Source organism: Prevotella sp. HMSC077E09, assembly GCF_001814685.1.
Classification (GTDB): Bacteria; Bacteroidota; Bacteroidia; order Bacteroidales; family Bacteroidaceae; genus Prevotella; species Prevotella oris.
Genome location: NZ_KV817582.1, coordinates 24,996 through 48,413 on the forward strand (window position 1 = coordinate 24,996; position 23,418 = coordinate 48,413).

Below are 23,418 nucleotides of genomic sequence, written 5' to 3' on the forward strand. Positions count from 1 at the left end.
ATTTTTGCATCTGTTTTGAAATATAATAAAAACTATATATGAACATTTCGTATAAATGGCTTAAGGAGTATGTTGATTTTGACCTTACGCCACAGGAAACGGCTGATGCGCTGACCTCTATTGGCTTGGAAGTCGACGCTTTAGAAGAAGTACAGACGGTCAAAGGTGGTCTGAAGGGGCTTTATGTGGGCAAGGTGTTGACCTGTGTAGAGCATCCCAACAGTGATCATCTTCATGTGACAACAGTCGATCTTGGTAAGGGTGAGCCACAGCAGATTGTGTGTGGAGCCCCGAATGTAGCTGCCGGTCAGAAAGTGATTGTAGCCGATTTAGGTTGTGTGCTTTATGATGGTGAAGAGTCGTTTACTATCAAGAAGAGCAAACTTCGTGGCGTAGAGTCATTAGGTATGATTTGTGCCGAAGACGAGATTGGCGTGGGCAACAGTCATGATGGCATCATCGTCTTACCGGAGGATGCCGTAGTTGGCATGCCGGCTGCCGAATATTATCATTTGGAGAGTGATTGGTTGATTGAGATAGACATTACAGCCAATCATGGAGATGCCCTCTCACACTATGGTGTTGCCCGTGATTTCTATGCGTGGCTCAAGCAGAATGGCTATCAGACCAGCCTGCACCGTCCTTCATGTGATGCTTTTAAGGTGGATAATGAAGACCTGCCGATAGAGGTTGAAATACAGAATACTGATGCTTGTAAGCGTTATGCCTGTGTGAGTATAACGGGGTGTGACGTCAAGGAAAGTCCTGCATGGCTTCAAGACAAACTGCGTCTGATAGGACTGCGTCCTGTTAATAATATCGTGGATATTACCAACTATGTGATGATGGCCTATGGACAACCGATGCATTGCTTTGATGCCGATATGGTGAAAGGTCACAAAATCGTTGTCCGTACACAACCGGAAGGCACAAAGTTCGTTACGCTCGACGGCGAAGAGCATACGTTGTGCGAACGTGATTTGAGCATTTGCAATGCCGAAGAGCCTATGTGTATTGCAGGAGTGTTTGGTGGAAAGGGTAGCGGAACCTATGACACGACCTGCAATGTCGTGCTTGAAAGTGCATTGTTCCACCCGACCTGGATCCGCAAGAGTGCTCGTCGTCATGGCTTGAGCACTGATGCCAGCTACCGTTTTGAGCGTGGCGTCGACCCCAATGGCGTTATCTACGCCTTGAAGCAGGCAGCCATTTTATGTAAAGAATTAGCAGGGGGTAAGGTATCGATGCAGATAAAGGATGTTTATCCTGAACCTATTGGGGATTTCAAGGTGAGCCTTTCTTATGATTATGTGCATAAACTTATTGGTAAAGAAATAGGCAAGGAGACCATTAAGAGCATTGTTACCAACTTGGAAATGAAGATTGCTGATGAGACCGAAGATAGCATTGAACTGCTCGTTCCACCTTATCGTTCAGATGTGCAACGCCCTTGTGACGTTGTCGAGGATATTCTTCGTATCTATGGATACAACAATGTTGAGATACCTACACAGCTGAACAGTTCGTTGACTATTGCCGGCGATGAGGATAAGAAACATCGACTGAGCAACCTTATTGGTGAACAATTGGTGGGTTGTGGCTTCAATGAAATCATGAATAATTCGCTCTCGAAGCTGTCTTATTACACGGATTTCGACTTGAATGCTTATGCCGAAGACACTACGGTAAAGGTGATGAACCCGCTTAGTGTTGATCTCAGTGTGATGCGCCAGACGCTTTTGTTTGGTGGTTTGGAGAGTGTTGTGCGTAATGTAAACCGCCGTAATAACAATATCCGTTTCTTCGAAATGGGTAATGTCTATACATATAATAAGGAGAAATGGCAGGCGGGAAATCCCGCTAAAGCTTATCTTGAAGACCAGCATCTGGCACTTTGGCTTACAGGTAAGCGGGTGGAAGGTTCTTGGATACATGCTGACGAGGACGCAAGTTTCTATGAACTTAAGGCCTATGTGCAGAACATTTTCACGCGCATTGGTGTTCCCACAGGGATGTTCGTCATTACGAAGAGCGAGAATAATATCTTTGCCAAGGCCCTTGCTTATAAGAATAGAGGTGGAAAACTCTTTGCGGAGGTGGGAATTCTAAGTCCGAAACTCTTGAAGAAAGTGGGCATCGAACAGTCTGTCTTCTATGCAGAAATTGATTGGGATGCACTGACAAAGGCCGTTCGCAAGAATGAACTTGAGTTTGAGGAAATCAGTAAGTTCCCTGCCGTCAGTCGTGATTTGGCACTGCTGATAGATAAAAATATAGAGTTTGAACAGATAGAACAGATTGCCGTTCAGACAGAAAAGAAGCTTCTGAAGCGCGTGGAACTCTTTGATGTCTATGAAGGAAAGAACCTTCCAGCAGGCAAAAAGAGTTATGCGGTGAATTTCATTTTGCAAGATGCCAACAAGACCCTCAATGATAAAGCCATTGATGCGATCATGCAGAAATTGATCAAGCAACTCACAACCAAGTTGGGGGCAGAGCTTAGATAAAGGCATATTATCTATTAGGAATAAACAAAAAATCATATCATTAAAATGGGAAGAGCATTTGAATATCGTAAAGCAACTAAGCTGAAGCGTTGGGGGCATATGGCCCGAGTATTCACAAAATTAGGCAAACAGATTGCAATTGCAGTAAAGGCAGGCGGGCCGGAGCCGGAAAACAACCCTACACTACGTGCTTTGATAGCCAACTGCAAGCGTGAAAACATGCCGAAGGATAACATTGAGCGTGCTATCAAGAATGCAATGGGTAAAGACCAGAGCGAATATAAGGAGGTTACTTATGAAGGATATGGCCCTCATGGGGTGGCTGTCTTTGTTGACACTTTGACTGATAATACCACACGCACGGTAGCTGATGTGCGTTCAGTTTTCAATAAGTTCAGCGGAAATATGGGAACGACCGGCAGTCTGTCTTTCCTTTTTGACCACAAAAGCGTTTTCACATTCAAAAAGAAAGACGGTCTTGATATGGATGAATTGATACTCGATTTGATAGACTATGGTGTGGAAGACGAATATGATGAGGATGAGGAAGAAAATGAAATCACCATTTACGGTGACCCGAAAAGCTTCGGCGAAATCCAGAAACATTTAGAGTCTGAAGGCTTTGAAGTTACGGGAGCAGAGTTCACTTATATTCCAAACGACCTCAAGGATGTTACTCCTGAAGAGCGGGAAACCATAGATAAAATGGTTGAAAAGCTTGAAGAGTTCGATGATGTGCAGACTGTCTACACGAACATGAAGCCTGAGGAATAGGGGCTTTGAGTTTAGTTTTTTTGTAGTCTAAATTTTTAATTTGCTTCTGTTCATTCATAGGTAAACCCTTTTCGTAATCAAAGTTCAGATTGCATAATTCGAAAATAAAAAGAAAATCCTTCCTTCTCCAGTATCTTCTGGAGAAGGAAGGATTTTCTTTTATATCTGCATTATACTTTTGTATTTGGGATTATTGATGTCCAATAAAATTCTTTCCTCTCAATCTGTATAAGCGAAATTATCTTTAATACGATTTTATCGCCATTAAATCCAAAATCAGAATCACAAAAACAAGCGTTTTTATAATATCTTATTATTTGTAACAGAAATACAAGCCCCCTATAGAGTAAAAGTGCTTGTATTTCCTATAGACAAACGGATTGCATACTTCCAGTTTGTTTTACCGGACTGCAATATTACAAATTAATATATGGTTATGAGTTATTCATCCCAAGCACTATAGCTTGGCCACTCATCAGCAGTCTCATCTTCAAATACATTATTTTTCTTGGCCTCTATCTCTTTACCGGGATCGTAGCTGCCACCCACACCGGGACTGGCAGTAATCATAATATTTTCAGTAGTCATGCCAACGACCTCTATGGCCGGTGTAATATATTTCTTCTTTTCCATAAATTCTTTATACACTATTTAATAATTACCTTGCGTCCGCGACGAATGAAGACACCATGCTGTGGATTTATCACACGCTGACCGTTGAGGTTGTAATAGCTATCATCACCGGTCTTGGTTGCATCAACCGTTGTTATTCCTGTTGTATTGTCATCGCCTGCAAAGACGAGTGTCAACTTAGCACCTGCGGGTACACCCGCAATCTTGGCATAAGCTTTATGGATAGGGAAGGGATTAATAGTACTCACAGCCTTTCTAAAGATACCGCCCTGAATCAGATAGACCGGATCAGCGGCCGATGCCAATACACTCTTTGAGTTTACTATAACACCCGTCATGATGTTATTGTTAACGCTATAGACTTGATCATCCTTTTCACCTATGGCATAGTAGAAATCATTTGATGTAGCTTCTTTGTCTAACACTTTCAATAATACGCCGGTGTTGGCCGGTACATAGTCATAGCTACTACTGTAACCACCATTTACGTCTACACTTGACATTTTCACAAAATAGTTGGAGTTCCCATAGTCACCACTACCTGGTTTTACATCACTTATCTTGGCAACGAAAGCTGCTACTTTGCTGTTCCCTTTTTCTGTGTTATAAACACCGAAGTCCACATCGAACTCACGTGCAAATGTGCTATATTTGTTTTTTATGGTTACACCGGGAATCTGATATTTAAGTTGTGAAGTGAAATCAAGAGGACTCTTCTCTTCTTTATCGGTTTCTTTCTTATAAACCGTCTTACCCCATTCTGTTTGGTAAGTAGGGAGAGCTGTTTTCTTCACGTAGATGTCTGTTGTTGTTGCAAACTCGTTGTAATTATTGCCCGTATCATCAAGATCGAAGCGAGTGGTACTCAACATTTCCTTCGTGGGATTACTCTCTATAAAGAATACGCTCTGGATAGTACTCGTTTTGTGTTCTTTATCGGTCATGAAAGCCTTCGCCCCAACATACTTAACATCTTTCGTTACTACAACTTCTTTCACCTTGTTGCTGACACCATTGAAAGCATAGTCACCAATCAGACTCACTACGTAATCCTTGCCGTTATGAGTCACTTTTTCAGGAAAAACAAAAGTCTCATCTTCACGCGTTGTCTTGAGCATATCTACAGCACCATCAGAAACAGCTATATACTCCTCTGTACCATTTACAAAAGAGGGATTGATGGACTTAAACTTTTTGTAGAAATTATCATTCTGGTAGTCCGAGATTTTCTCCTTACGCACATGGATATCAATCTTCTCCATTAAATTAGGAGCTTCTTTTCCATCGTCAAAAGATCTTTTATTTTGCAATTGGTTGATCTTGGCTGGATCAATTTTATTATCGCAGAGGAAAGTGATTGTATGGAGATTTGAACACAAACTGAAAGCCTCGGGGCTAACTTTTACTGTCTTCTCAGAGAGGTTTACAACAGTAAGAGCCGAACACTTGTTAAAAGCTTCACGCTCGATTTCTTTCACGTTATTAGGAACCTTGAAGCTCGTCAAACCGCAGTCTGCAAAAGCTCCCGGACCAATTTTCTCAATCTCGGCATCGGAAGGAAATTCCGCCGTTTTCATACCCGAACAGCCTCTGAAAGCATTGGTTTTTATCGTCTTTACCGTCTTGGGGAATGTAAAAGACTCAAGATTTTTCAAGTAGGCAAAAGCATCTGACTCAATTTCTTCAAGCTGACAAGTTCCTTTGAAGTTGAACTGCTTCAATTTTTTGTTAGAAGAAAAAGAATTAGAGTGGAGCGTTTTCAGTTGGGAACCATTCGGAACATTAATTGTTTCTAAATTGGCACAATCGGCAAAAGGCATATCAAGTGATGTGATTTTTGAGGGCAATGTTACCTCTGTCAATTTTGAACACGCTCTAAAAACAGCCTTACCAAGATGCTTAATATTTGAAGGTTCCGTAAATATCACTTTTTCAAGCTTTGGCAGCTGACGAAACGCCTCATCTTTAATGGAGTCTAATCCTGCAGGAAAGGTCATTGTCTTAAGATGCTGTACAGACCAAAAAGCCAGAGCCTCAATCACTTTTGTTTCTGGAAGAATATTATAGGTATCTCCAGATTTACCTGCTGGATAGAGATAGAGAACATCCTTTTTAAGCTTAGAATAAACTACACCATCCACAGCTTCAAAGTCTGTATTTTCAGCAGGAACTATATACTTAGCAAGTTTTGAACAAGAACCAATACAACCAGGTTCCATACCCGTCTTTGTAGTAGGATTATACTTCTTTAGATGCTTAGGAAGGGTGACTTCAGTGAGTTTATAAGCAGCAAGAAGCGAAGATTTGGCCATAGTGGTAACCTGATTCAGATCTATTTTTTCCATATCCCTAGGATAAGCAATAGAGAAGTTTGCAAGAGAGGTTATACCATCAGGCACTTTATAATCAACTACAGGCTTAGCGCGAGGATAGAATACAAGCTCGTTACCTTTGCAGAGAACACCGTCCTTAATGCTATAAGGAGTAGTAGCTCCTACTGTGGGCATTGCAAACTCCTCAAGTGATTTGATTGGAGCAATAGAAGGATAACCAACAGAAACTTCTTTCAGATTGGGTGGAAGATTTATTTTTTTTAACCCATTAATCAGAGTAAAGCATGATTTTGTAATCTTTTCCACACTGGAGTTAACAGTATAAGCCCCATTTTCAAGAGGTATAGATGATGGAACAAAACGCAACGTCTTTCCATCCTTTGAATAAAGGGCACCATTGCTATCTGATTTAAAATTAGGATTATCAGAATCCACTATGTACTTAGGTACTTTCTTCAACTGAGTATTCGCATTTTCTTCGATGTGTAGCACACTCTTTGGAATGGTGATAGACTCCAAACTAGCACCTGAAAACACACCCACATCCAAATGAGTAACAGTTTCAGGTAACTTAACCGAAGTAATATTCTCACAAGTATATCTACCAATAAAAGATACGCGAGTAACAGTAAAAATTGTGCCTTTATTATCCGAAACTTTTCCTGGAATTACCAACTGTCCAACAACAGTATTGTCGGCATTCAAAAAAGCAAGTTGGTGCAAAGCAACCGAAGTCACTTTATAGTTCATGTGATTGATATTAACAATCTGCCCATTAGTATAGGCGTAAAGTCCTTTTGGTATTGCTATAAATAGCAACGCCAATAATAAAAGTTTAATTTTTGCCATAATTTAATATTATTACGATTAATAATTCTGAATCACTTTTATGAATACTATTGTTGTGTTTATCTTTAAAACTTTTTTACAAAACATGTCTTTATTTCTCACGAGATACTCTTCTACCCATAATCTTGATAAGAGTCGGCAACTACATCCAATTCCTTCACAATGTCATTGAAACCAAAAGTTTCGGGAACGTCAATGATAAACCGGAACACTTCATGGTAGCAGATAAATAATAAAGCCCCACTCTTGTTTTCTTATAACAGGGAAATGAGTGGGACTTTAAGTCTTGTTTTATCGAATTCTGTCTGCATCCCTGACTAATTTTTCATCTGCAAGAATGGCATTACGCGCCATATGATGAAGGAAAAACGCAATAATGGGCAGACAAAAGGCAAAGCGAAGAGAGACGGATGCCGTTGATGTGAAATGGAAGAATGCAAAATAAGCATACCAAAGAACGATAAGAATCATATTAATCACACACAACTTTACCTGAAACAAACGCTGATGATACTTGAAAATAGCCCACAATGTGAGCGGACAAGTCAGCAACAACAGCACAAAAAGTGGACTTACGAAGAATGAAATCCCTGCGTTGCTGCGTATCCAAAGATTAGTGACAATGCTGTCCGGCTCCATACCGGAAGCCTTCAAAGAGGCTATCGGAAGGCATAGACAGACAATGGTCACAATCAGAGCTGCCAATAAATACAGAGTCTGCTTACGCTGTATCATCTTATTCCTCTACGTTAGTTTCTTTCGAAGGATCGCGCCAATAGACGTTCCCTTCAATGAATTCCTCTGTTGCAAGCAGTGTTGGTTTCGGCAGTTTCTCGTAATAACGCGAGATTTCTATCTGCTCGCGGTTCTCGAAAACCTCCTCAAGAGAATCATTATAAGAAGCAAATTCAGCAAGTTTCTTATTCAAATCCTGCTTGATTTCAACAGAGATTTGATTAGAACGCTTAGAAATGATTGCTACACTCTCATAGATGTTACCGGTTTCCTTGCAGAGCTCCATGATGTCACGAGTTACAGTATTAACCGGTGCTTTTGATTTCTTGTAATCCATTATTTATTTAATTGTTATTATTATTGTCTGTGGAACTCTCTCCCGTATACTTCTTACAACGGGCAATAAACTTCTCGGCAATGCTCTTATCCTTGGAATCAGGGAACTGATTGATAAAGCCATAGCATTCGTCTTCAGCATCCTGATAGCGCTCCAAGCGTTTAGTTTCCACACTTTGCTCGGCAAGTTCAAACTTACTCTTCATCAACAACAGTGAAAATTCCTCACGCAAAGCAGTATAAGGATAATCTTTCAAGGCATTCTGGCAGGTGACGATACAAGCTTCATAGTTGTTACCGCCATCTGAACAGTTACCGAAATAAGGGCCAAGATTATAATAGAGTCGAGCTGAATAAAGCTCTTTCAAAACAAGCTTATCCTGCAATTCAAACAGATATTTCTGTGCCTCGGGCTTCAGTTTTGCATCGGGATAGAGATCAAGATAGGTCTGAAAAGCATTGATAGCAGATACTGTCATTGACTGATCAAGGCGCGGTTCCGGCGTACTTTTATAAAGACTCAACCCTTCATAATAATGAGCCATCTCCGCAAGATATCCTTTCGGATAAGACTGATAATAGCGTTTGAAAGCCTGGGCTGCCCCTTCATAGTCCATACTTCCATATTCGGCCATAGCCAACATATACAGACTTTCCTGTGCATTATCAGTTCCTTTCTGGATATTGATGAGGTCGGTCAGCAATGTAATAGCCTGCGTATATCTTCCTTTAGCATAGCACTCTTTAGCGAATTCATACTTGTACTGATAGTTGTCTGTCTTGTACACTTTATTGAATTCTTGGGCACAACTCGAGAAAAGTAACACCATGCATATAGGAAGTAAACCCTTTTTCTTCATATCAAACATTTTGAATTGCAAAGTTACGGACTTTTCTATGATTTGCAAAGTAAAAGATACACTTTTTCGTAAAATATTAATCTTTATAACGTATCAAGCAATATCATAACTCATTCCGACGAGTATTTTCTGATATTATAAGCCAAATAAAACTCAATCTGACACTGCTCTTTTGAGCTTGACAAAACAATACGACACCCGAAGCATGGCATTCTATAATGCTGTTTCCCATGATAAATTTAACAATAAGCATTTTATTCGGTCGCATAATTCCAAATAATAAAGTATAATTTATTTCTTTATAAATATCTTTACAAACTCTTTCATTTGCTCTGTATATTTGAAAAGCAAGTCTCCTTCATTCCAAATACGCCCTATTTTTTAGGGTTTTATAATCCTTTGACTGTCAGAAGATTATGGATTTCATTAGAAAATAAGATGCAAAATCATGCTGAAAAGCAGTGCAATCTGCATCAAAACACACTGTAATATGCCTCAGATTGGCACGCGTTTTGGCCCAAATAACGGTGTAATTCGCATCAAATTGCAACGCTTTATGAACGAAATCACCCATCAAATGCTTTGGAGAGATAAAATAAAGCCTGTTTTTCAGCTTTTTCATTTCTATTTGCTCATCTCCCAAAGTGTTAAAACAGAGCATTATTATTTACACAAAAAATAAATATTTCTGCCTTTAACTGTTGTTCAGAATATGACTATCAAAATACGTTGTCTTATACTGTCAGTCTGCTATTTCTGTTCTTCATCATAATATTTTCATGAAACTGAAGAAAGATTTTACTTCGCATAAGATTGCATAATCATTGGGGATTTCGTAAATTTGCAGTTGAAACAAAGGATAATAAAGAATACATGGATTTCAAACTTACTTCAAAATACAGTCCTACCGGTGACCAACCCGAAGCCATTGAGCAATTGACAGAAGGCATCAAAGAAGGTATCCCTGCACAGGTTTTGTTGGGTGTTACCGGCTCAGGAAAGACATTTACTGTGGCCAATGTCATTGCAAACGCCAACAAGCCAACCTTGATTTTAAGTCATAACAAGACACTTGCAGCCCAGCTCTATGAGGAAATGAAGGGCTTTTTCCCTGATAATGCCGTGGAATATTATGTTTCATACTACGACTATTACCAACCCGAAGCCTATCTTCCGACCTCAGACACCTATATAGAGAAAGACCTTGCTATCAATGACGAGATAGATAAACTGCGATTAGGTGCCGTTTCTGCCCTGCTTTCCGGCCGCAAAGACGTGATTGTAGTATCGTCGGTTTCATGTATTTATGGTATGGGAGGGCCTGTTGCCATGCAGGAAAGTATCATCAAAATCAAGCGTGGACAGACACTCGACCGCAATGAGTTTTTGCGCAAACTCGTTGATGCGCTCTACGTAAGAAACGATATTGATTTGCAAAGGGGAACCTTTCGGGTGAAAGGCGACACGGTAGATATCTCCATGGCTTATAGCGACAATATCCTCCGTGTGACGTGGTGGGACGATGAAATTGACTGTATTGAGGAAGTGGACAGCACGACTTTTCACAGTTTGGAGCGTTTTGAGACCTATGAAATCTATCCTGCAAATCTCTTCGTTACCTCCAAAGAACAGACCGAACAGGCTATCCGCATGATACAAGACGACTTGACAGAGCGCGTGGAATACTTTAACTCAATTGGTGATAACATTAAGGCTCAGCGAGTTAAGGAACGTGTAGAATATGACATGGAGATGATAAAAGAGTTAGGACATTGCAGTGGTATTGAGAACTACTCGCGTTATTTCGATGGCCGCCAGCCAGGAGAACGCCCCTATTGCCTGCTTGATTTCTTCCCAAAAGACTATCTGATGGTGATTGACGAAAGCCATGTGAGCGTGCCACAAATCAATGCAATGTACGGCGGAGACCGTGCCCGAAAGCAGAATCTCGTGGAATATGGTTTCCGATTGCCGGCAGCTTTCGACAACCGTCCATTGAGATTTGAGGAATTCCATTCACTGATTAACCAGATTATCTACGTCAGTGCAACACCGGCCAAATATGAAATAGAAGAGGCTGAGGGTGTTATTGTGGAACAGATTATCCGTCCTACCGGGCTGTTAGATCCCGAAATCGAGGTTCGCCCATCAGAAAATCAGATAGATGATCTCATGGATGAGATTCTAAGACGCATTCACCGACAGGAAAGAGTACTTGTAACAACGCTTACAAAGCGAATGGCAGAAGAACTAACAGAATATCTTTTGAACCATGAAATAAAGGCAAACTATATTCACAGTGACGTGGCAACACTCGACCGTGTGAAGATTATGAACAACCTGCGAGCCGGTGTTTTTGATGTCCTTGTTGGCGTAAATCTACTTCGCGAGGGTCTTGATTTGCCGGAAGTGTCGTTGGTTGCCATTCTCGACGCAGACAAAGAAGGTTTCTTGCGCAGTCATCGTAGCCTGACACAGACAGCAGGTCGCGCAGCAAGAAATGTCAATGGGAAGGTGATTATGTATGCCGATACTATCACGGAAAGCATGCAGAAAACAATAGACGAAACTGCACGTCGACGCAGTATACAGCTGAAATACAATGAAGATCACCATATCACACCTAAACAAATCAAGAAACAGATAGGCTCCTCATTAGCAAGTTTGTCTGTCGAAAGCAATGACAGAAAAGATGCTGTAACACAGAATGGTAAATATCCTGGCATTTATTTGGAGCCGGAGAGTGGTGCCTTTGCTGCTGATCCAATTGTCAAACGCATGTCAAAGGCAGAATTAGAGAAGAGCATTGCCAACACAACAGCTCTTATGAAGCAAGCAGCAAAAGACCTTGACTTTATTCAAGCCGCTCAATATCGCGATGAAATCATCCGCTTGCAGGAACAGTTGAAAGACAAAGTATAAAGCCCAGATGGGAGAACAGGATAAGAAAGCGATTTTTATTAATTATCGTTAAGTTTGAAAAATCAAGCGTAACGCCATCCGTTCTCTCGTCTTTTTTTAGTAATTTTGTCATATTATATTTGATTATCTTATGAAAAATCTATTCATTGCAATATGTTGTTTGGTGCCTGCTATAGGCATAGCGCAGACTGTTACGCCTGTCCCTGCGAACAAAGTTGAAATCTTAAAGGCCGAAGCTGCAAGGAAAGCAGCAGAAGCAAAAAAGGCAGCAGAGGAAGCAAAGCGTGCTGCTGAAGAAGCCTTGAAAGCAGCAGAAGAGGCAGAACAGGCCACACAAGCAACACAACAACAGAAAGACAGTTGGACGATACCCCAACAAACCAAGCAGCAATCTCAACCTGTTGTCTCCAAGACTACTAATCCTTACGAGGGTTATTTAGCTGGTGCTGTGCCTGAGCAAGATGGGAAAGTAACTTTTGAACTCAGGCAGACTGCCACCAACATGAACGCATCTGAAATTTACAAACGCGTTTACAATGTTCTCAACAACTTAGCTCATGATGAACATCAGGCCGGGAACAGTCGCATAGCGTTGGTTAACGAAGCTGAGCATATGATTGCAGCAAAATATGAAGAATGGTTGGTTTTCTCTCAAAATCTGCTTTCTTTAGACCGTACTAAATTCAACTACACGATTGTTGCCAAGTGTCAGAATGGGCAATTGGAACTGACTTTAAGTCGCATCAACTACAATTATGAAGAGGATAGGCCTTCAGGTTTCAAGGCCACAGCAGAAAATCTGATTGCTGACAGAGTAGCTCTTACCAAGAAAGGCACAAAGCTACAGCGCATGAATGCTAAGTTCAGAATGAAGACAGTAGACCGAGTGAATGAGATTTTCAACGAGATAAAACAAGCACTCAAATAAAAATATAATTCAATAAGATATGAATCAGGAAGAAAAAACAAATATAAATGAGACGCAGTATGCCGTCAGACCGCATCACAAACAGAAGCGGTTAATAGACAACAACGATGACATGCTTAAATATCGCAACATACTTAACATCATTTTCATGGTGCTTGCTATTGTCGGTGTCATAGTATATACACAGACAGACTATAAAATTACAGCTACGATTATACTCATTGTAGCAGTAGTATTGAAGTTTATTGAGGTTGCATTACGAATGTTCCGCAAATGAAAAAAACATTCTTTTTTTTCATCTTCCTTCTTTCTACAGCACATGGTTATGCCCAGTTTGATGATGGTTTCAACCAAATAGATACTGACGGGAATACTATCCAACGTAACAACAAGAGTAAAAAAGATTCATTAGGGAGCAACAAGGAAATCCCAGAGGGTATCAAAGTATGGACTGTGGACACACGTTTCGGAGACCGAAAGGCAGCGGTTCCCGATACGATTTCACACATGTTCATGAACTCAATCTTTACAACAGGTTTACGAGGTGACTATACTACGACGGGGAATTTAGGTGCTCCACGCATAAACCGTATTGTGACTGACCGACCTTTCGGGAGCCAGTTTATCTTCACACAGCCCTATGATTTCATCATTACCGCTATTGAACAGTTCCACTTCACGAATACTCTGTCGCCCTTTACCAATATCACTTATAACAATGCAGGCAACCGAACTAACGGCGAAGATCACCTTACAACGAAGTTTGGAGTAAATGCAGGAAAAAGGTTAGGTGTCGGCTTTAAATTCGATTATCTCTATGGAAGGGGGTATTATCAAGACCAGAGTACCGCACATTTCAACTATACCATGTATGGTTCTTACTTGGGAGACCATTATCAGGCTCACTTGTTAATGTCAACCAATCACCAAAAGGTTAGTGAGAATGGTGGTATCACTGATGACAACTATATCACGCATCCGGAAAGCTATAGTGACAAGTACTCTACGAATGAAATACCGACAGCTTTGTCGCAAAACTGGAACAGGAACGACAATCAACACATATTTCTAACGCATCGTTATAACCTCGGTTTCAGCAGGAAAGTGTCTATGACAGAAGAGGAAATCAAGGCAAAGAAGTTTGCCATGGCTTCGAAAAAAGAAAACGAAGCACAGAAACGAAAAGATAAGGCAACACAAGAGGGAAGACTGGATGACGACAAAACAGTTACCCTCCAGGGCCGTCCTGATGATGCAAAAATAATGGGGGCAGAGCCAATCTCACAGAAGAAAGATAATAATCGCGTAGCCTTGGACAAACAGGCTGCAGACAGTTTGCTTGCTGCAGAAAAGAAAACGCAGGTTGACACAGCATGGATGAAGAAAGAATTTGTCCCTGTCACAAGTTTTATCCATACGCTCAAGTTCGACAACTATCGCCGTATCTATCAGGCATATAAGACTCCTACCGATTTCTATGCAAATACTTACACTGTAGATGAACTGCTAACCGGTGACTCTATCTATGACAAAACTCGCCACTATAGACTCAAAAATACATTCGCTTTATCCTTATTGGAAGGCTTTAACAAATGGGCTAAGGCGGGATTGAAAGCTTTTATTACATCGGAGTTGAGGCATTTTACGCTCCCAAGTGCTACAGGAATAGACACTTACAACGAGCACAACCTGAGTTTTGGAGCACAATTGAGTAAGAAACAAGGTAAGACTTTCCATTATGATGCCATTGCCGAGACATGGCTTACCGGTGAAGATGCCGGGCAATTGAAAATCGATGGATCAGCTGATCTCAATTTCAAACTGTTTGGAGATACTTTGACTTTAACAGCCAACGGATTCTTCTATCGCTTAAATCCTACGTTCTATTATCGTCATTATCATAGTCGACATGCATGGTGGGACAATACAAACATGAGCAAAATCCTGCATTCAAAGATACAAGGCATTCTGAATTATCAAAAAACACGCACCACTTTACGCGTAGCAGTGGATGAAATCAAGAACTATACTTACTTCGCATCATCCCATACAATAACAAGTGGAAAGCGTGTTAATCATGCTATTACAGTAAATCAGAACAGTGGAGCCATTCATCTGTTGACAGCATCTCTGTCACAGGATTTCACGTTTGGACCACTTAATTGGGAGAGTGTAATTACATATCAAAACTCAAGCAACAAGACTGTTTTGCCTGTTCCGACGCTCAATCTCTACAGTAACGTCTATCTTCGCTTTAAGATTGCTCACGTATTGCGATGTGATTTCGGGGCAGATGTGAGATATTTCACAAAGTATTATGCCTCCGATTACGTTCCAAGTTTGGGACAATATGCCGTGCAGACAAATACAAATACGACAGGAAGTGACAGCCGTGTTGAGATAGGAAACTATCCCGTAGTTAATGTTTACGCCAATTTCCACTTGAAACATACACGCTTTTTCATCATGATGAGCCATCTAAATGCAGGAACCGGCAAGAAGAATTATTTCTACACTCCACACTATCCACTCAATCAAGGCATACTTAGATTTGGATTAAGTTGGAACTTCTTCAACTGAAAATGAACGAAAACAAGATTGTCATAAATTCATTCAAAGCTTGGTTTCTTGCTTCGAGGCCAAAGACATTGACGGGTGCAGCTGTTCCTGTCATGATTGGTACCACGCTTGCCTTCAACCAAACGGGGATTGAACAGTTTGCTGTTATCCCCGCTATACTTTGCTTTCTCTTTGCTTTCATCATGCAGATAGATGCCAATTTCATTAACGATTACTTCGATTGTCAAAACGGAAACGACAAATCCGAGAATAGATTGGGACCTAAAAGAGCATGCACTGAGGGTTGGATAACCCTACCTGCCATGAAAAAGGCAATTGTCATGACCACTATTCTGGCATGTATCATTGGACTACCACTTATTATATATGGTGGATACGGAATGCTTCTGATTGGCCTACTCTGTGTCCTCTTTTGCTTCCTCTATACGACAAAACTGTCTTATTTTGGGTTAGGCGATCTGTTGGTACTTATATTTTTTGGCATTATTCCTGTCTGCCTGACCTATTATGTCATCATGCCACAAGCAGAAAGAAATATTTCTTTAGAAGTCATTCTGGCTTCATTGGCCTGTGGTTTCGTTATCGATACTTTACTTATCGTTAATAACTATCGTGACAGAGACAACGACCGACGTGACGGGAAAATCACGCTCATTGTTCGAGTTGGTGAGAAATGGGGCACACGTCTTTATTTCTTATCGGGCCTGATTGGAGAAATCCTCATGCTATTCGTCAGTATAACCAATTCGGAAAGTGCTTTTGCTCCCACCTTTTTGCTGGGATATCTGTTTCTTCACTTCTTTACTTATGAGAGAATGTTAAAGATACAACAAGGTAAGGAACTCAATAAGGTCTTGGGAATGACAGCCCGCAACATGTTTATCTTCGGTATATTATCAACTCTGGCAATCTTAATTTAACATATGCAACAGGTATCTTTGGAAATCATGGAGTTTATTGAGCACCATATACTCCCTCGTTATACAGCCTTTGGAAAGAGTCATGGACTGCAACATGTCAATCGGGTTATCAAGAATTCCATTGAACTGGCCAATTATGTTGGTGCAGATATTAACATGGCATATGTTATTGCAGCCTATCATGACCTTGGTATGTCGGGACCGCGTGCCATTCATCATCTCACGAGTGGCAAGATTTTAAGCAATGATGTACGTCTGAAGAAGTGGTTCAACAACGACCAGTTGAAAATCATGAAAGAAGCCGTTGAAGACCATCGAGCCAGTTCAAGCCACACTCCACGCACCATCTATGGCAAAATTGTAGCTGAAGCCGACCGCGATCTTGAGCCGGATGTTGTCTTCAGCCGAGCCATACAGTTTGGTCTTGAGAACTATCCTGAATTAGATAAAGAGGGACAATGGAAACGCTTTGAAAGCCACATGAATGAAAAATATTCACGAAACGGCTACATACATCTGTGGATTCCCGGAAGTCCCAATGCCAGAAAGCTCAAAGACATACAGGATACTATTGAAGATAAAAACCTGTTACGCATGAAATTTGACCTCTTATATTCAAAAGAAAATAATGAATAAATTTGGCTTTTCCAAAAAAATAATATACCTTTGCACCACGAAACACCGAAAAGCATGAGTCTCTATGCCGATATGGCTCAGTTGGTAGAGCAACGCATTCGTAATGCGTAGGTCCCGGGTTCGAGTCCCGGTATCGGCTCTCTTGCGGAATTAGCACATCGGTAGTGCGCGAGCTTCCCAAGCTTGAAAGGCGGGTTCGACTCCCGTATTCCGCTCAAATATTCCTCATAATTTAACGCTTCTCATTTGTTAAATTATTAAAAGCTATTATTTTTTTATTCTTTATTTCAAATAACATAACGCTTCTTTTCGTATATTTGCAAGCATAATATAGTATTGGATGCTTATGAGGAACGTTATCCTGCTACTTTACCTATTCATCATGTCCACGGTTGTCTATGCACGACACAATGAAGAATTGAGTATCAACGGCAATCGGGCAGACAAGAATGTCATAGAAATCAGCTTCGAAGACTCTGCGGTTATCCTCCATTGGAGCGACAACACGACAACAAGTAACAAGATAGCTGATACAATGACTAAGCTTGCTTGCGTGGAAGGAATAGACAAAGCACATATTGCTTCAATAAGCGGCATCTACGAAAAAGAAATCCTTATCAGTGGCACAAAGCCTGGAACATCCATTAATATCTATGACATTGCAGGCAATAGGCTGCAAAACATTCTTTCTGTCAGCCCAACAACACCAATTGATATCAGCCACTTTAATACCGGTATCTATCTAATTCAAGACAAAAATACAGTTATCAAATTCGTGAAGAGATAGCTCTAATAATTCAAACTATAGCTTCTGCCCTATTTTTTTGAAAAAAAACATTCTTTTATTTGGCTGTTTGATGAAAAGAATGTACCTTTGCACACGCAATTCGGAATTATATCTTCCGTGACAATATTAAATGCACCCTTAGCTCAGTTGGTAGAGCAACTGACTCTTAATCAGTGGGTCTAGGGTTCGAATCCCTAAGGGTGTACATTTGGTAGATGTTGATAAATTGCACTTGCACCCTTAGCTCAGTTGGTAGAGCAACTGACTCTTAATCAGTGGGTCTAGGGTTCGAATCCCTAAGGGTGTACAAAGAGAGTTGGTCTTCCACCTCTCTTTTTTTGTTTATAGGCAAAATATCTGTTGCGACCAACAAGTAGCTAATACCTAATTTTGTTTATTTTATTCGACATTCTTACCACTTGGCTGTTTAATAACCTCCCATAGAATACTTGGTAAAACATCCAATGCCGTTGCCATTCAAAACTTCAAGAGTTCCTCATAGATACGCTGTACCGGCAACCCCATCACATTAAAATAACTTCCTTTCAGTGAAGTAACACCTATATAGCCAATCCATTCCTGTATTCCATATGCTCCTGCCTTATCAAAAGGCTTGTATCTTTCAACATAATAGTTGATTTCTGCATCGCTCAACACCCTGAATGTAACTTCGGTTGTCACGTTGAAGCTGCGTTGTTTCTCTAAAGTTGTCAAACTTACTCCCGTGACGACATGATGTGTTCGCCCGCTCAGCAAACGCAACATGCGATAAGCTTCAGCCTCATTACTCGGTTTTCCCAAAATCATATCATCCACGACAACAACAGTATCGGCCGTCAACACCAACTCTTTTGCATTCATGGTGTCACAATAAGCAGCAGCTTTCAACCGTGAAAGATACAAGGGAACCTCGTCTGACGGTAGGTCTTCAGGATAAGTTTCATCTATCCCTTCTTTCACAACGACCTCAAAAGCTATGTCTAAACCTGCAAGCAGTTCTTTCCTGCGAGGAGAATTACTTGCCAAAATAATCTTATACTTATTATCCATACATCCCAATGTATTACCAACCGAAAGCCTTTGCCTCACTCATCCATTTACCTTGCGCCCGCAATACCTGCTCAATGATATCGCGACCACACCCATATCCGCCTGCCTTAGAACTGATATAGAGTGATATGCCTTTGATATCAGAGACCGCGTCTGCCGGACAACAAGGACAACCACAACGACACATCACCTCGTAATCTGGTATGTCATCCCCCACATATAACACCTCTTCATCACTGACGTGCATTTGTTCTAATAGACTTTCATAAGTCTTTATTTTTACAGAACACCCCATACAGACATGCTGAACACCTAAACTTTCATAGCGCAATCTTACAGCTTCGGTCTTCCCTCCGGTAAGAATAACTATTTGAAGGCCCATTTTAACGGCCAATTGGATAGCATAGCCATCTTTAATATTCACCGTACGCAATGGTTCTCCTGTATGTGAAAGCACAATTGTTTCAGCTGAAAGTACACCGTCTACATCAAAGATGATGGCTTTTATCTTTGTTAAATCATAATTGATCATATTCGTTTATTGTTGTTTATTATTGCTGTTTGATGAATGGATTTACTCATCAGCTCATAGAGGTTCTGCCACAATGGAGATGCAGCCAACAACATCTTATGTTTTTCCATCACATTCTCATCATAACGGACTGCCGGCCCAGTCTGGGCATGAACAGGCGAAAGTTCATGCACCTTATGTGCCGTCTCATCAATTAGCGGCAGGAGTACATCGAAAGGAACACTATGGGCAGCCAGCAATTCTGATGAGATTTCATAACAATGATTCACGAAATTGCAGGCAAATACTGCTGCAAGATGAAGATATTTCCTGTCAGCAGATGACAGCGTGTATACCTTAGTAGATATTGAAAGGGCAAGAGTTTTTATTTTTTCTAAAACAGAATTATCACAAGCTTCTATAAAACAGGGGAGTGACCTAAAGTCAACAACTCTTTCCTTTGAGAAGGTCTGCATTGGATAGAGTACCCCATAACGCACAGCACTACCTTCAAATAACGCCATAGGCACACTGCCTGCAGTATGCAAGAAAATCTTATCTGATTTGTTTTTACAAACAGCAGCTATCACTTCCTGTAATACACTATCCTTCAATGAAAGAATATAAACATCAGCATCATTATTTATTTCAGAAAGCAGATTGACCGCTTTTGCTTCCAGACGAGAAGCCAAACTGACAGCATTCAAAAGCCGATGACTGTACACTTGCACAATCTGATGACCTGCATTTTTTAACGCTACACCAATGTTAGTAGCCAGGTTTCCTGAACCTATAAGAGTAATTTTCATCGTAGAATCTTCAATTTTTCGTCTAAGATTGCCTGTCCTTTCTCCGTACAGATGCCTCTCATAAAAAGGAAAATGATATTATATAGGATATGTTTCATACTATAAAGCTGATAAAGTTGGTGTTCCATGACATGTCGCATGGCTACAGAACTAATCTGCTCCAAAAGGTCATAGTCGACATCTCCACGAAAGTATCCTTCCTCTACCCCACGTTGAAAGAACAATTTTCCTTTCTTATTACGCGACTCATGCACGGAGTCAAGATAGGAGATTATACGCGTGTATTTATGCAAATCAACAAAGAAAGCAGGCGAAATGTTCTGAAACCTCTCGACTTTATAACGATAAAATTCAGCAAAAACATCCATCACCGAAGTAGCATGTTTAAGCTGGAAAACTTCCATATAGTGGTCATAACAGTTTTCAGCCTCCCGTATTCCCTCCATCAGTAAATCCTCCTTATTGTCGTAGATTTCATAAAGCGTACGCTTAGATATCCCCAATTTTCTGGCAATATCATCCATCTTGACCTGTCGGATACCATTCGTCATAAATTCATGCATGGCAGTTTCAAGAATACGTCCCTTCAACTGCTCGCGATATTCTGTCGTTGCGTTTGTCTTATGCATAAGGTTTTGTAGATAAGAAGCCCGTGAGATATTCTTTTGCAAAGTTACAAAAAATAACAAAAAACGCATATTCAATCCCACGTTTTTTGCTAACTTTGCAAGTGATGGAAGGAAAAAAGAAAAAGAAAACAGAACTTTAAATAAACGAAAATGGTAAAAGTTACGAAAGAAGCAGCCTTGGCCTATCATGAAAATGGGCGTCCGGGCAAGATAGAAGTGAAGCCGACAAAGCCCTACCACACACAAACAGACTTGAGTTTGGCCTATTCACCAGGTGTTGCTTTCCCCTGTCTTGAAATCCAGGCCAACCCCGATGATGTCTACAAATATACCGACAAAGGCAATCTTGTTGCTGTTATCAGCAATGGTACCGCCGTCTTAGGTCTCGGAGATATCGGTGCTATGAGTGGCAAACCGGTAATGGAGGGGAAAGGATTACTTTTCAAAATCTATGGTGGTATTGATGTTTTCGATATTGAGGTGGCAGAGAAAGATCCGGAAAAGTTCTGTGAAGCCGTTGAGAGAATAGCCCCGTCATTCGGTGGTATCAATCTGGAAGATATCAAGGCGCCTGAATGTTTCTATATCGAAGAACGCCTGAAGAAGAGCCTTGACATTCCCGTGATGCACGATGATCAGCATGGAACGGCAATCATTTCTGCTGCCGGACTCATCAATGCGCTCGAAGTGGCTGGCAAAGACATCAGCAAAGTAAAGATAGTTGTCAATGGGGCTGGAGCTGCAGCAATCAGCTGTACAAAACTGTATGTAGCTCTTGGTGCAAGGGTTGAAAACATCATCATGCTTGACTCAAAAGGAGTCATCACGGCCGACCGCGAGAAGCTTACACCGCAGAAAGCTCTCTTTGCTACCAAACGAAAGGATATTCACACATTGGAAGAAGCGCTTCAGGGAGCAGACGTATTCCTCGGCCTGAGCAAGGGAAATGTCCTTACACAGGATATGATCCGCAGCATGGCAGACAATCCCATTGTTTTTGCATTAGCCAATCCTGTACCTGAAATCTCCTATGACGATGCCATTGCCAGCCGCCCTGACGTATTGATGAGCACCGGACGAAGCGATTATCCCAACCAAATCAATAATGTCATCGGCTTCCCCTATATCTTCCGTGGCGCACTCGATGTTCATGCAAAGGCTATCAATGAAGACATGAAGCTTGCTGCAGTAAGAGCTATTGCAGAATTGGCGAAGCAACCGGTTCCCGATGTAGTCAATGAAATCTATCATGTCACCGATTTGACATTCGGTCCTAAATACTTCATTCCAAAGCCTGTCGACCCGCGATTGATTACCGAGGTAAGTGCTGCCGTGGCCAAAGCTGCCATGGAAAGCGGAGTGGCCCGTACGCCTGTCAAGGATTGGGAAACCTATAAAAAAGGATTGCGACAGTTGCTCGGCCAGGAAACCGCACTCACCCGCAAGCTCCATGACACTGCACGTCTGCACCCACAAAAGGTCGTTTTTGCCGAAGGAGGTCACGCCACGATGATGAAAGCCGCTGTCCAGGCAAAACAGGAAGGCATCTGCGAGCCTATCCTGTTGGGCAATCCTGATCGCCTTCATCGTTTGGCCAACCGATTGAAGCTTGATCTCAACGGGGTTGAAATCATTGACATGCGTGCTGATCAAGAGCAAGGACGCCGTGCAACTTTTGCCAAACACTTGGCCGAAAAACGTGCACGACAGGGATACACGTTTGAAGAAGCCTACGACAAAATGTATGAACGCAACTATTTCGGCATGAGTCTGGTGGAGAATGGCTATGCCGACGCATTCATAACAGGCCTGTACACCAAATACAGCAATACGATCAAAGTGGCCAAAGAAGTGATTGGCGTAAGACCGGAATACAGGACGTTCGGCACGATGCACCTGCTCAACACCAAAAAGGGCATCTATTATATTGCGGATACGCTGATTAATCGCCACCCGGATGAGAATATACTCACGGATATTGCGAAGCTGAGTGCCCACACGGTGAAGTTCTTCAACGAGGAGCCGGTCATTGCCATGCTGAGCTATTCGAACTTCGGTACAGACGAGATTGGAAGTCCGCTAAAGGTACATAATGCCGTCGAACAGATGCAGAAAGAATATCCAGACTTGGCCATTGATGGTGAGATGCAAGTGAATTTCGCACTCAACAAGGAACTTCGTGACGACAAATTCCCATTCAGCCGCCTGAAAGGAAAAGATGTCAACACCCTCGTGTTTCCCAACATGAGCAGTGCAAACTGCAGCTATAAACTTCTGCAAGAGCTCAACAAAGACTGTGAAATCATTGGCCCTATCCAGATGGGACTCAACAAATCTATCCACTTTACCGACTTTGAAAGTTCTGTCAAAGATGTTGTAAACATCACGGCAGTAGCAGTTATCGATGCTTATGTTGAAAAGGTAAAGAATAACAAATAAGCATTCTGCTACGGTTATAAAAAAAGAGAGCGTAGCAAAACAAACCGGCCCCCGAAAGTTATTTCGCCTAACTTTCGGGGTCTTTTCGTCTTTCCGAGGGTTGGGAAACGCAGCCAACGGCGTTTTTTGTTCTTCCCAAGTTTGGGAAAGCTGATTTTCGCTGATTTTCAGTCTTCCCAA

20 protein-coding genes and 4 tRNA genes are annotated in these 23,418 nt (G+C 41.4%); 14 read left to right on the plus strand and 10 right to left on the minus strand.

Annotated features, from left to right (window positions below):
- The first annotated feature begins 38 nt into the window (after positions 1 to 38).
- Positions 39 to 2,507, plus strand: coding sequence for a phenylalanine--tRNA ligase subunit beta (pheT, locus tag HMPREF2983_RS10210; RefSeq protein WP_070668074.1), 2,469 nt, complete (start codon positions 39 to 41; stop codon positions 2,505 to 2,507).
- A 45-nt stretch (positions 2,508 to 2,552) separates the two neighbouring features.
- Positions 2,553 to 3,281 (plus strand): YebC/PmpR family DNA-binding transcriptional regulator, encoded by a 729-nt coding sequence (locus tag HMPREF2983_RS10215; protein WP_070668075.1) that lies wholly within the window; start codon positions 2,553 to 2,555, stop codon positions 3,279 to 3,281.
- 441 nt (positions 3,282 to 3,722) lie between these two features.
- Here the strand turns inward: HMPREF2983_RS10215 and HMPREF2983_RS10220 are convergent, their stop codons facing one another.
- The 6 genes from HMPREF2983_RS10220 to HMPREF2983_RS10245 all read right to left on the minus strand — a co-directional run bounded on the left by HMPREF2983_RS10220 (position 3,723) and on the right by HMPREF2983_RS10245 (position 9,649).
- Positions 3,723 to 3,914 (minus strand): hypothetical protein, encoded by a 192-nt coding sequence (locus HMPREF2983_RS10220; protein WP_070668077.1) that lies wholly within the window; start codon positions 3,912 to 3,914, stop codon positions 3,723 to 3,725.
- 14 nt (positions 3,915 to 3,928) lie between these two features.
- Positions 3,929 to 7,096, minus strand: coding sequence for a leucine-rich repeat domain-containing protein (locus tag HMPREF2983_RS10225; protein ID WP_070668079.1), 3,168 nt, complete (start codon positions 7,094 to 7,096; stop codon positions 3,929 to 3,931).
- A gap of 291 nt (positions 7,097 to 7,387) precedes the next feature.
- Positions 7,388 to 7,831 (minus strand): DUF4293 domain-containing protein, encoded by a 444-nt coding sequence (locus HMPREF2983_RS10230; RefSeq protein WP_070668081.1) that lies wholly within the window; start codon positions 7,829 to 7,831, stop codon positions 7,388 to 7,390.
- A gap of 1 nt (position 7,832) precedes the next feature.
- A complete protein-coding gene (locus HMPREF2983_RS10235) occupies positions 7,833 to 8,168 on the minus strand; it encodes a DNA-directed RNA polymerase subunit omega (protein ID WP_018920354.1) in 336 nt (111 codons plus the stop codon).
- Positions 8,169 to 8,175: 7 nt separating this feature from the next.
- Positions 8,176 to 9,036, minus strand: a complete 861-nt coding sequence (locus tag HMPREF2983_RS10240) for an outer membrane protein assembly factor BamD (protein ID WP_018920355.1) — start codon at positions 9,034 to 9,036, stop codon at positions 8,176 to 8,178.
- 397 nt (positions 9,037 to 9,433) lie between these two features.
- Positions 9,434 to 9,649, minus strand: coding sequence for a hypothetical protein (locus HMPREF2983_RS10245; RefSeq protein ID WP_246829399.1), 216 nt, complete (start codon positions 9,647 to 9,649; stop codon positions 9,434 to 9,436).
- 251 nt (positions 9,650 to 9,900) lie between these two features.
- On the opposite strand from HMPREF2983_RS10245, the gene uvrB reads away from it, so the two are divergent.
- The 11 genes from uvrB to HMPREF2983_RS10300 all read left to right on the plus strand — a co-directional run bounded on the left by uvrB (position 9,901) and on the right by HMPREF2983_RS10300 (position 18,107).
- The gene (gene uvrB / locus HMPREF2983_RS10250) at positions 9,901 to 11,949 is read left to right on the plus strand and encodes an excinuclease ABC subunit UvrB (RefSeq protein ID WP_070668084.1); all 2,049 of its coding nucleotides are present in this window, start codon (positions 9,901 to 9,903) and stop codon (positions 11,947 to 11,949) included.
- A 130-nt stretch (positions 11,950 to 12,079) separates the two neighbouring features.
- The gene (locus HMPREF2983_RS10255) at positions 12,080 to 12,877 is read left to right on the plus strand and encodes a DUF4468 domain-containing protein (RefSeq protein ID WP_004370955.1); all 798 of its coding nucleotides are present in this window, start codon (positions 12,080 to 12,082) and stop codon (positions 12,875 to 12,877) included.
- 19 nt (positions 12,878 to 12,896) lie between these two features.
- A complete protein-coding gene (locus tag HMPREF2983_RS10260) occupies positions 12,897 to 13,154 on the plus strand; it encodes a hypothetical protein (protein WP_018920359.1) in 258 nt (85 codons plus the stop codon).
- A complete protein-coding gene (locus tag HMPREF2983_RS10265; RefSeq protein WP_070668086.1) occupies positions 13,151 to 15,457 on the plus strand; it encodes a putative porin in 2,307 nt (768 codons plus the stop codon). Before HMPREF2983_RS10260 ends, HMPREF2983_RS10265 begins: the two co-directional genes overlap by 4 nt.
- 2 nt (positions 15,458 to 15,459) lie before the next feature.
- Complete coding sequence (menA, locus tag HMPREF2983_RS10270; protein WP_070668088.1) at positions 15,460 to 16,377, plus strand: 1,4-dihydroxy-2-naphthoate octaprenyltransferase; 918 nt, start codon at positions 15,460 to 15,462, stop codon at positions 16,375 to 16,377.
- A gap of 3 nt (positions 16,378 to 16,380) precedes the next feature.
- Positions 16,381 to 17,013, plus strand: coding sequence for an HD domain-containing protein (locus HMPREF2983_RS10275; RefSeq protein WP_070668090.1), 633 nt, complete (start codon positions 16,381 to 16,383; stop codon positions 17,011 to 17,013).
- Positions 17,014 to 17,079: 66 nt separating this feature from the next.
- Positions 17,080 to 17,152, plus strand: a tRNA-Thr gene (locus tag HMPREF2983_RS10280).
- Positions 17,153 to 17,157: 5 nt separating this feature from the next.
- A tRNA-Gly gene (locus HMPREF2983_RS10285) sits at positions 17,158 to 17,228 on the plus strand.
- A 131-nt stretch (positions 17,229 to 17,359) separates the two neighbouring features.
- Positions 17,360 to 17,800 (plus strand): T9SS type A sorting domain-containing protein, encoded by a 441-nt coding sequence (locus tag HMPREF2983_RS10290; protein WP_232000301.1) that lies wholly within the window; start codon positions 17,360 to 17,362, stop codon positions 17,798 to 17,800.
- A 132-nt stretch (positions 17,801 to 17,932) separates the two neighbouring features.
- Positions 17,933 to 18,005, plus strand: a tRNA-Lys gene (locus HMPREF2983_RS10295).
- Between the two features lie 29 nt (positions 18,006 to 18,034).
- Positions 18,035 to 18,107, plus strand: a tRNA-Lys gene (locus tag HMPREF2983_RS10300).
- A 170-nt stretch (positions 18,108 to 18,277) separates the two neighbouring features.
- On the opposite strand, the gene HMPREF2983_RS10305 is transcribed toward HMPREF2983_RS10300, so the two are convergent.
- The 4 genes from HMPREF2983_RS10305 to HMPREF2983_RS10320 are packed head-to-tail and all read right to left on the minus strand — an operon-like array spanning position 18,278 to position 20,799.
- Positions 18,278 to 18,850 carry a Maf-like protein gene (locus HMPREF2983_RS10305; RefSeq protein ID WP_070668092.1) on the minus strand — a complete coding sequence of 191 codons (573 nt, stop codon included), beginning with the start codon at positions 18,848 to 18,850 and terminating at the stop codon, positions 18,278 to 18,280.
- Between the two features lie 13 nt (positions 18,851 to 18,863).
- Positions 18,864 to 19,382 carry a KdsC family phosphatase gene (locus tag HMPREF2983_RS10310; protein ID WP_070668094.1) on the minus strand — a complete coding sequence of 173 codons (519 nt, stop codon included), beginning with the start codon at positions 19,380 to 19,382 and terminating at the stop codon, positions 18,864 to 18,866.
- A complete protein-coding gene (locus HMPREF2983_RS10315; protein WP_070668096.1) occupies positions 19,379 to 20,170 on the minus strand; it encodes a Rossmann-like and DUF2520 domain-containing protein in 792 nt (263 codons plus the stop codon). Before HMPREF2983_RS10315 ends, HMPREF2983_RS10310 begins: the two co-directional genes overlap by 4 nt.
- A complete protein-coding gene (locus HMPREF2983_RS10320) occupies positions 20,167 to 20,799 on the minus strand; it encodes a TetR/AcrR family transcriptional regulator (RefSeq protein WP_070668272.1) in 633 nt (210 codons plus the stop codon). Before HMPREF2983_RS10320 ends, HMPREF2983_RS10315 begins: the two co-directional genes overlap by 4 nt.
- A gap of 150 nt (positions 20,800 to 20,949) precedes the next feature.
- On the opposite strand from HMPREF2983_RS10320, the gene HMPREF2983_RS10325 reads away from it, so the two are divergent.
- Positions 20,950 to 23,238, plus strand: a complete 2,289-nt coding sequence (locus HMPREF2983_RS10325) for an NADP-dependent malic enzyme (RefSeq protein ID WP_004370913.1) — start codon at positions 20,950 to 20,952, stop codon at positions 23,236 to 23,238.
- Positions 23,239 to 23,418: the final 180 nt, after the last annotated feature.

What these genes read in the sequence shown, in the direction of transcription:
- HMPREF2983_RS10220 (WP_070668077.1), bottom strand. Translation starts at nt 3,914, where the DNA reads ATGGAAAAGAAGAAATATATTACACCGGCCATAGAGGTCGTTGGCATG.
- HMPREF2983_RS10235 (WP_018920354.1), bottom strand. Translation starts at nt 8,168, where the DNA reads ATGGATTACAAGAAATCAAAAGCACCGGTTAATACTGTAACTCGTGAC.
- uvrB (WP_070668084.1), top strand. Translation starts at nt 9,901, where the DNA reads ATGGATTTCAAACTTACTTCAAAATACAGTCCTACCGGTGACCAACCC.
- HMPREF2983_RS10215 (WP_070668075.1), top strand. Translation starts at nt 2,553, where the DNA reads ATGGGAAGAGCATTTGAATATCGTAAAGCAACTAAGCTGAAGCGTTGG.
- HMPREF2983_RS10320 (WP_070668272.1), bottom strand. Translation starts at nt 20,799, where the DNA reads ATGCATAAGACAAACGCAACGACAGAATATCGCGAGCAGTTGAAGGGA.
- HMPREF2983_RS10290 (WP_232000301.1), top strand. Translation starts at nt 17,360, where the DNA reads ATGAGGAACGTTATCCTGCTACTTTACCTATTCATCATGTCCACGGTT.
- menA (WP_070668088.1), top strand. Translation starts at nt 15,460, where the DNA reads ATGAACGAAAACAAGATTGTCATAAATTCATTCAAAGCTTGGTTTCTT.
- HMPREF2983_RS10225 (WP_070668079.1), bottom strand. Translation starts at nt 7,096, where the DNA reads ATGGCAAAAATTAAACTTTTATTATTGGCGTTGCTATTTATAGCAATA.
- HMPREF2983_RS10255 (WP_004370955.1), top strand. Translation starts at nt 12,080, where the DNA reads ATGAAAAATCTATTCATTGCAATATGTTGTTTGGTGCCTGCTATAGGC.
- HMPREF2983_RS10310 (WP_070668094.1), bottom strand. Translation starts at nt 19,382, where the DNA reads ATGATCAATTATGATTTAACAAAGATAAAAGCCATCATCTTTGATGTA.
- HMPREF2983_RS10325 (WP_004370913.1), top strand. Translation starts at nt 20,950, where the DNA reads ATGGTAAAAGTTACGAAAGAAGCAGCCTTGGCCTATCATGAAAATGGG.
- HMPREF2983_RS10275 (WP_070668090.1), top strand. Translation starts at nt 16,381, where the DNA reads ATGCAACAGGTATCTTTGGAAATCATGGAGTTTATTGAGCACCATATA.
- HMPREF2983_RS10230 (WP_070668081.1), bottom strand. Translation starts at nt 7,831, where the DNA reads ATGATACAGCGTAAGCAGACTCTGTATTTATTGGCAGCTCTGATTGTG.
- HMPREF2983_RS10305 (WP_070668092.1), bottom strand. Translation starts at nt 18,850, where the DNA reads ATGGATAATAAGTATAAGATTATTTTGGCAAGTAATTCTCCTCGCAGG.
- HMPREF2983_RS10315 (WP_070668096.1), bottom strand. Translation starts at nt 20,170, where the DNA reads ATGAAAATTACTCTTATAGGTTCAGGAAACCTGGCTACTAACATTGGT.
- HMPREF2983_RS10265 (WP_070668086.1), top strand. Translation starts at nt 13,151, where the DNA reads ATGAAAAAAACATTCTTTTTTTTCATCTTCCTTCTTTCTACAGCACAT.
- HMPREF2983_RS10260 (WP_018920359.1), top strand. Translation starts at nt 12,897, where the DNA reads ATGAATCAGGAAGAAAAAACAAATATAAATGAGACGCAGTATGCCGTC.
- pheT (WP_070668074.1), top strand. Translation starts at nt 39, where the DNA reads ATGAACATTTCGTATAAATGGCTTAAGGAGTATGTTGATTTTGACCTT.
- HMPREF2983_RS10245 (WP_246829399.1), bottom strand. Translation starts at nt 9,649, where the DNA reads ATGAAAAAGCTGAAAAACAGGCTTTATTTTATCTCTCCAAAGCATTTG.
- HMPREF2983_RS10240 (WP_018920355.1), bottom strand. Translation starts at nt 9,036, where the DNA reads ATGTTTGATATGAAGAAAAAGGGTTTACTTCCTATATGCATGGTGTTA.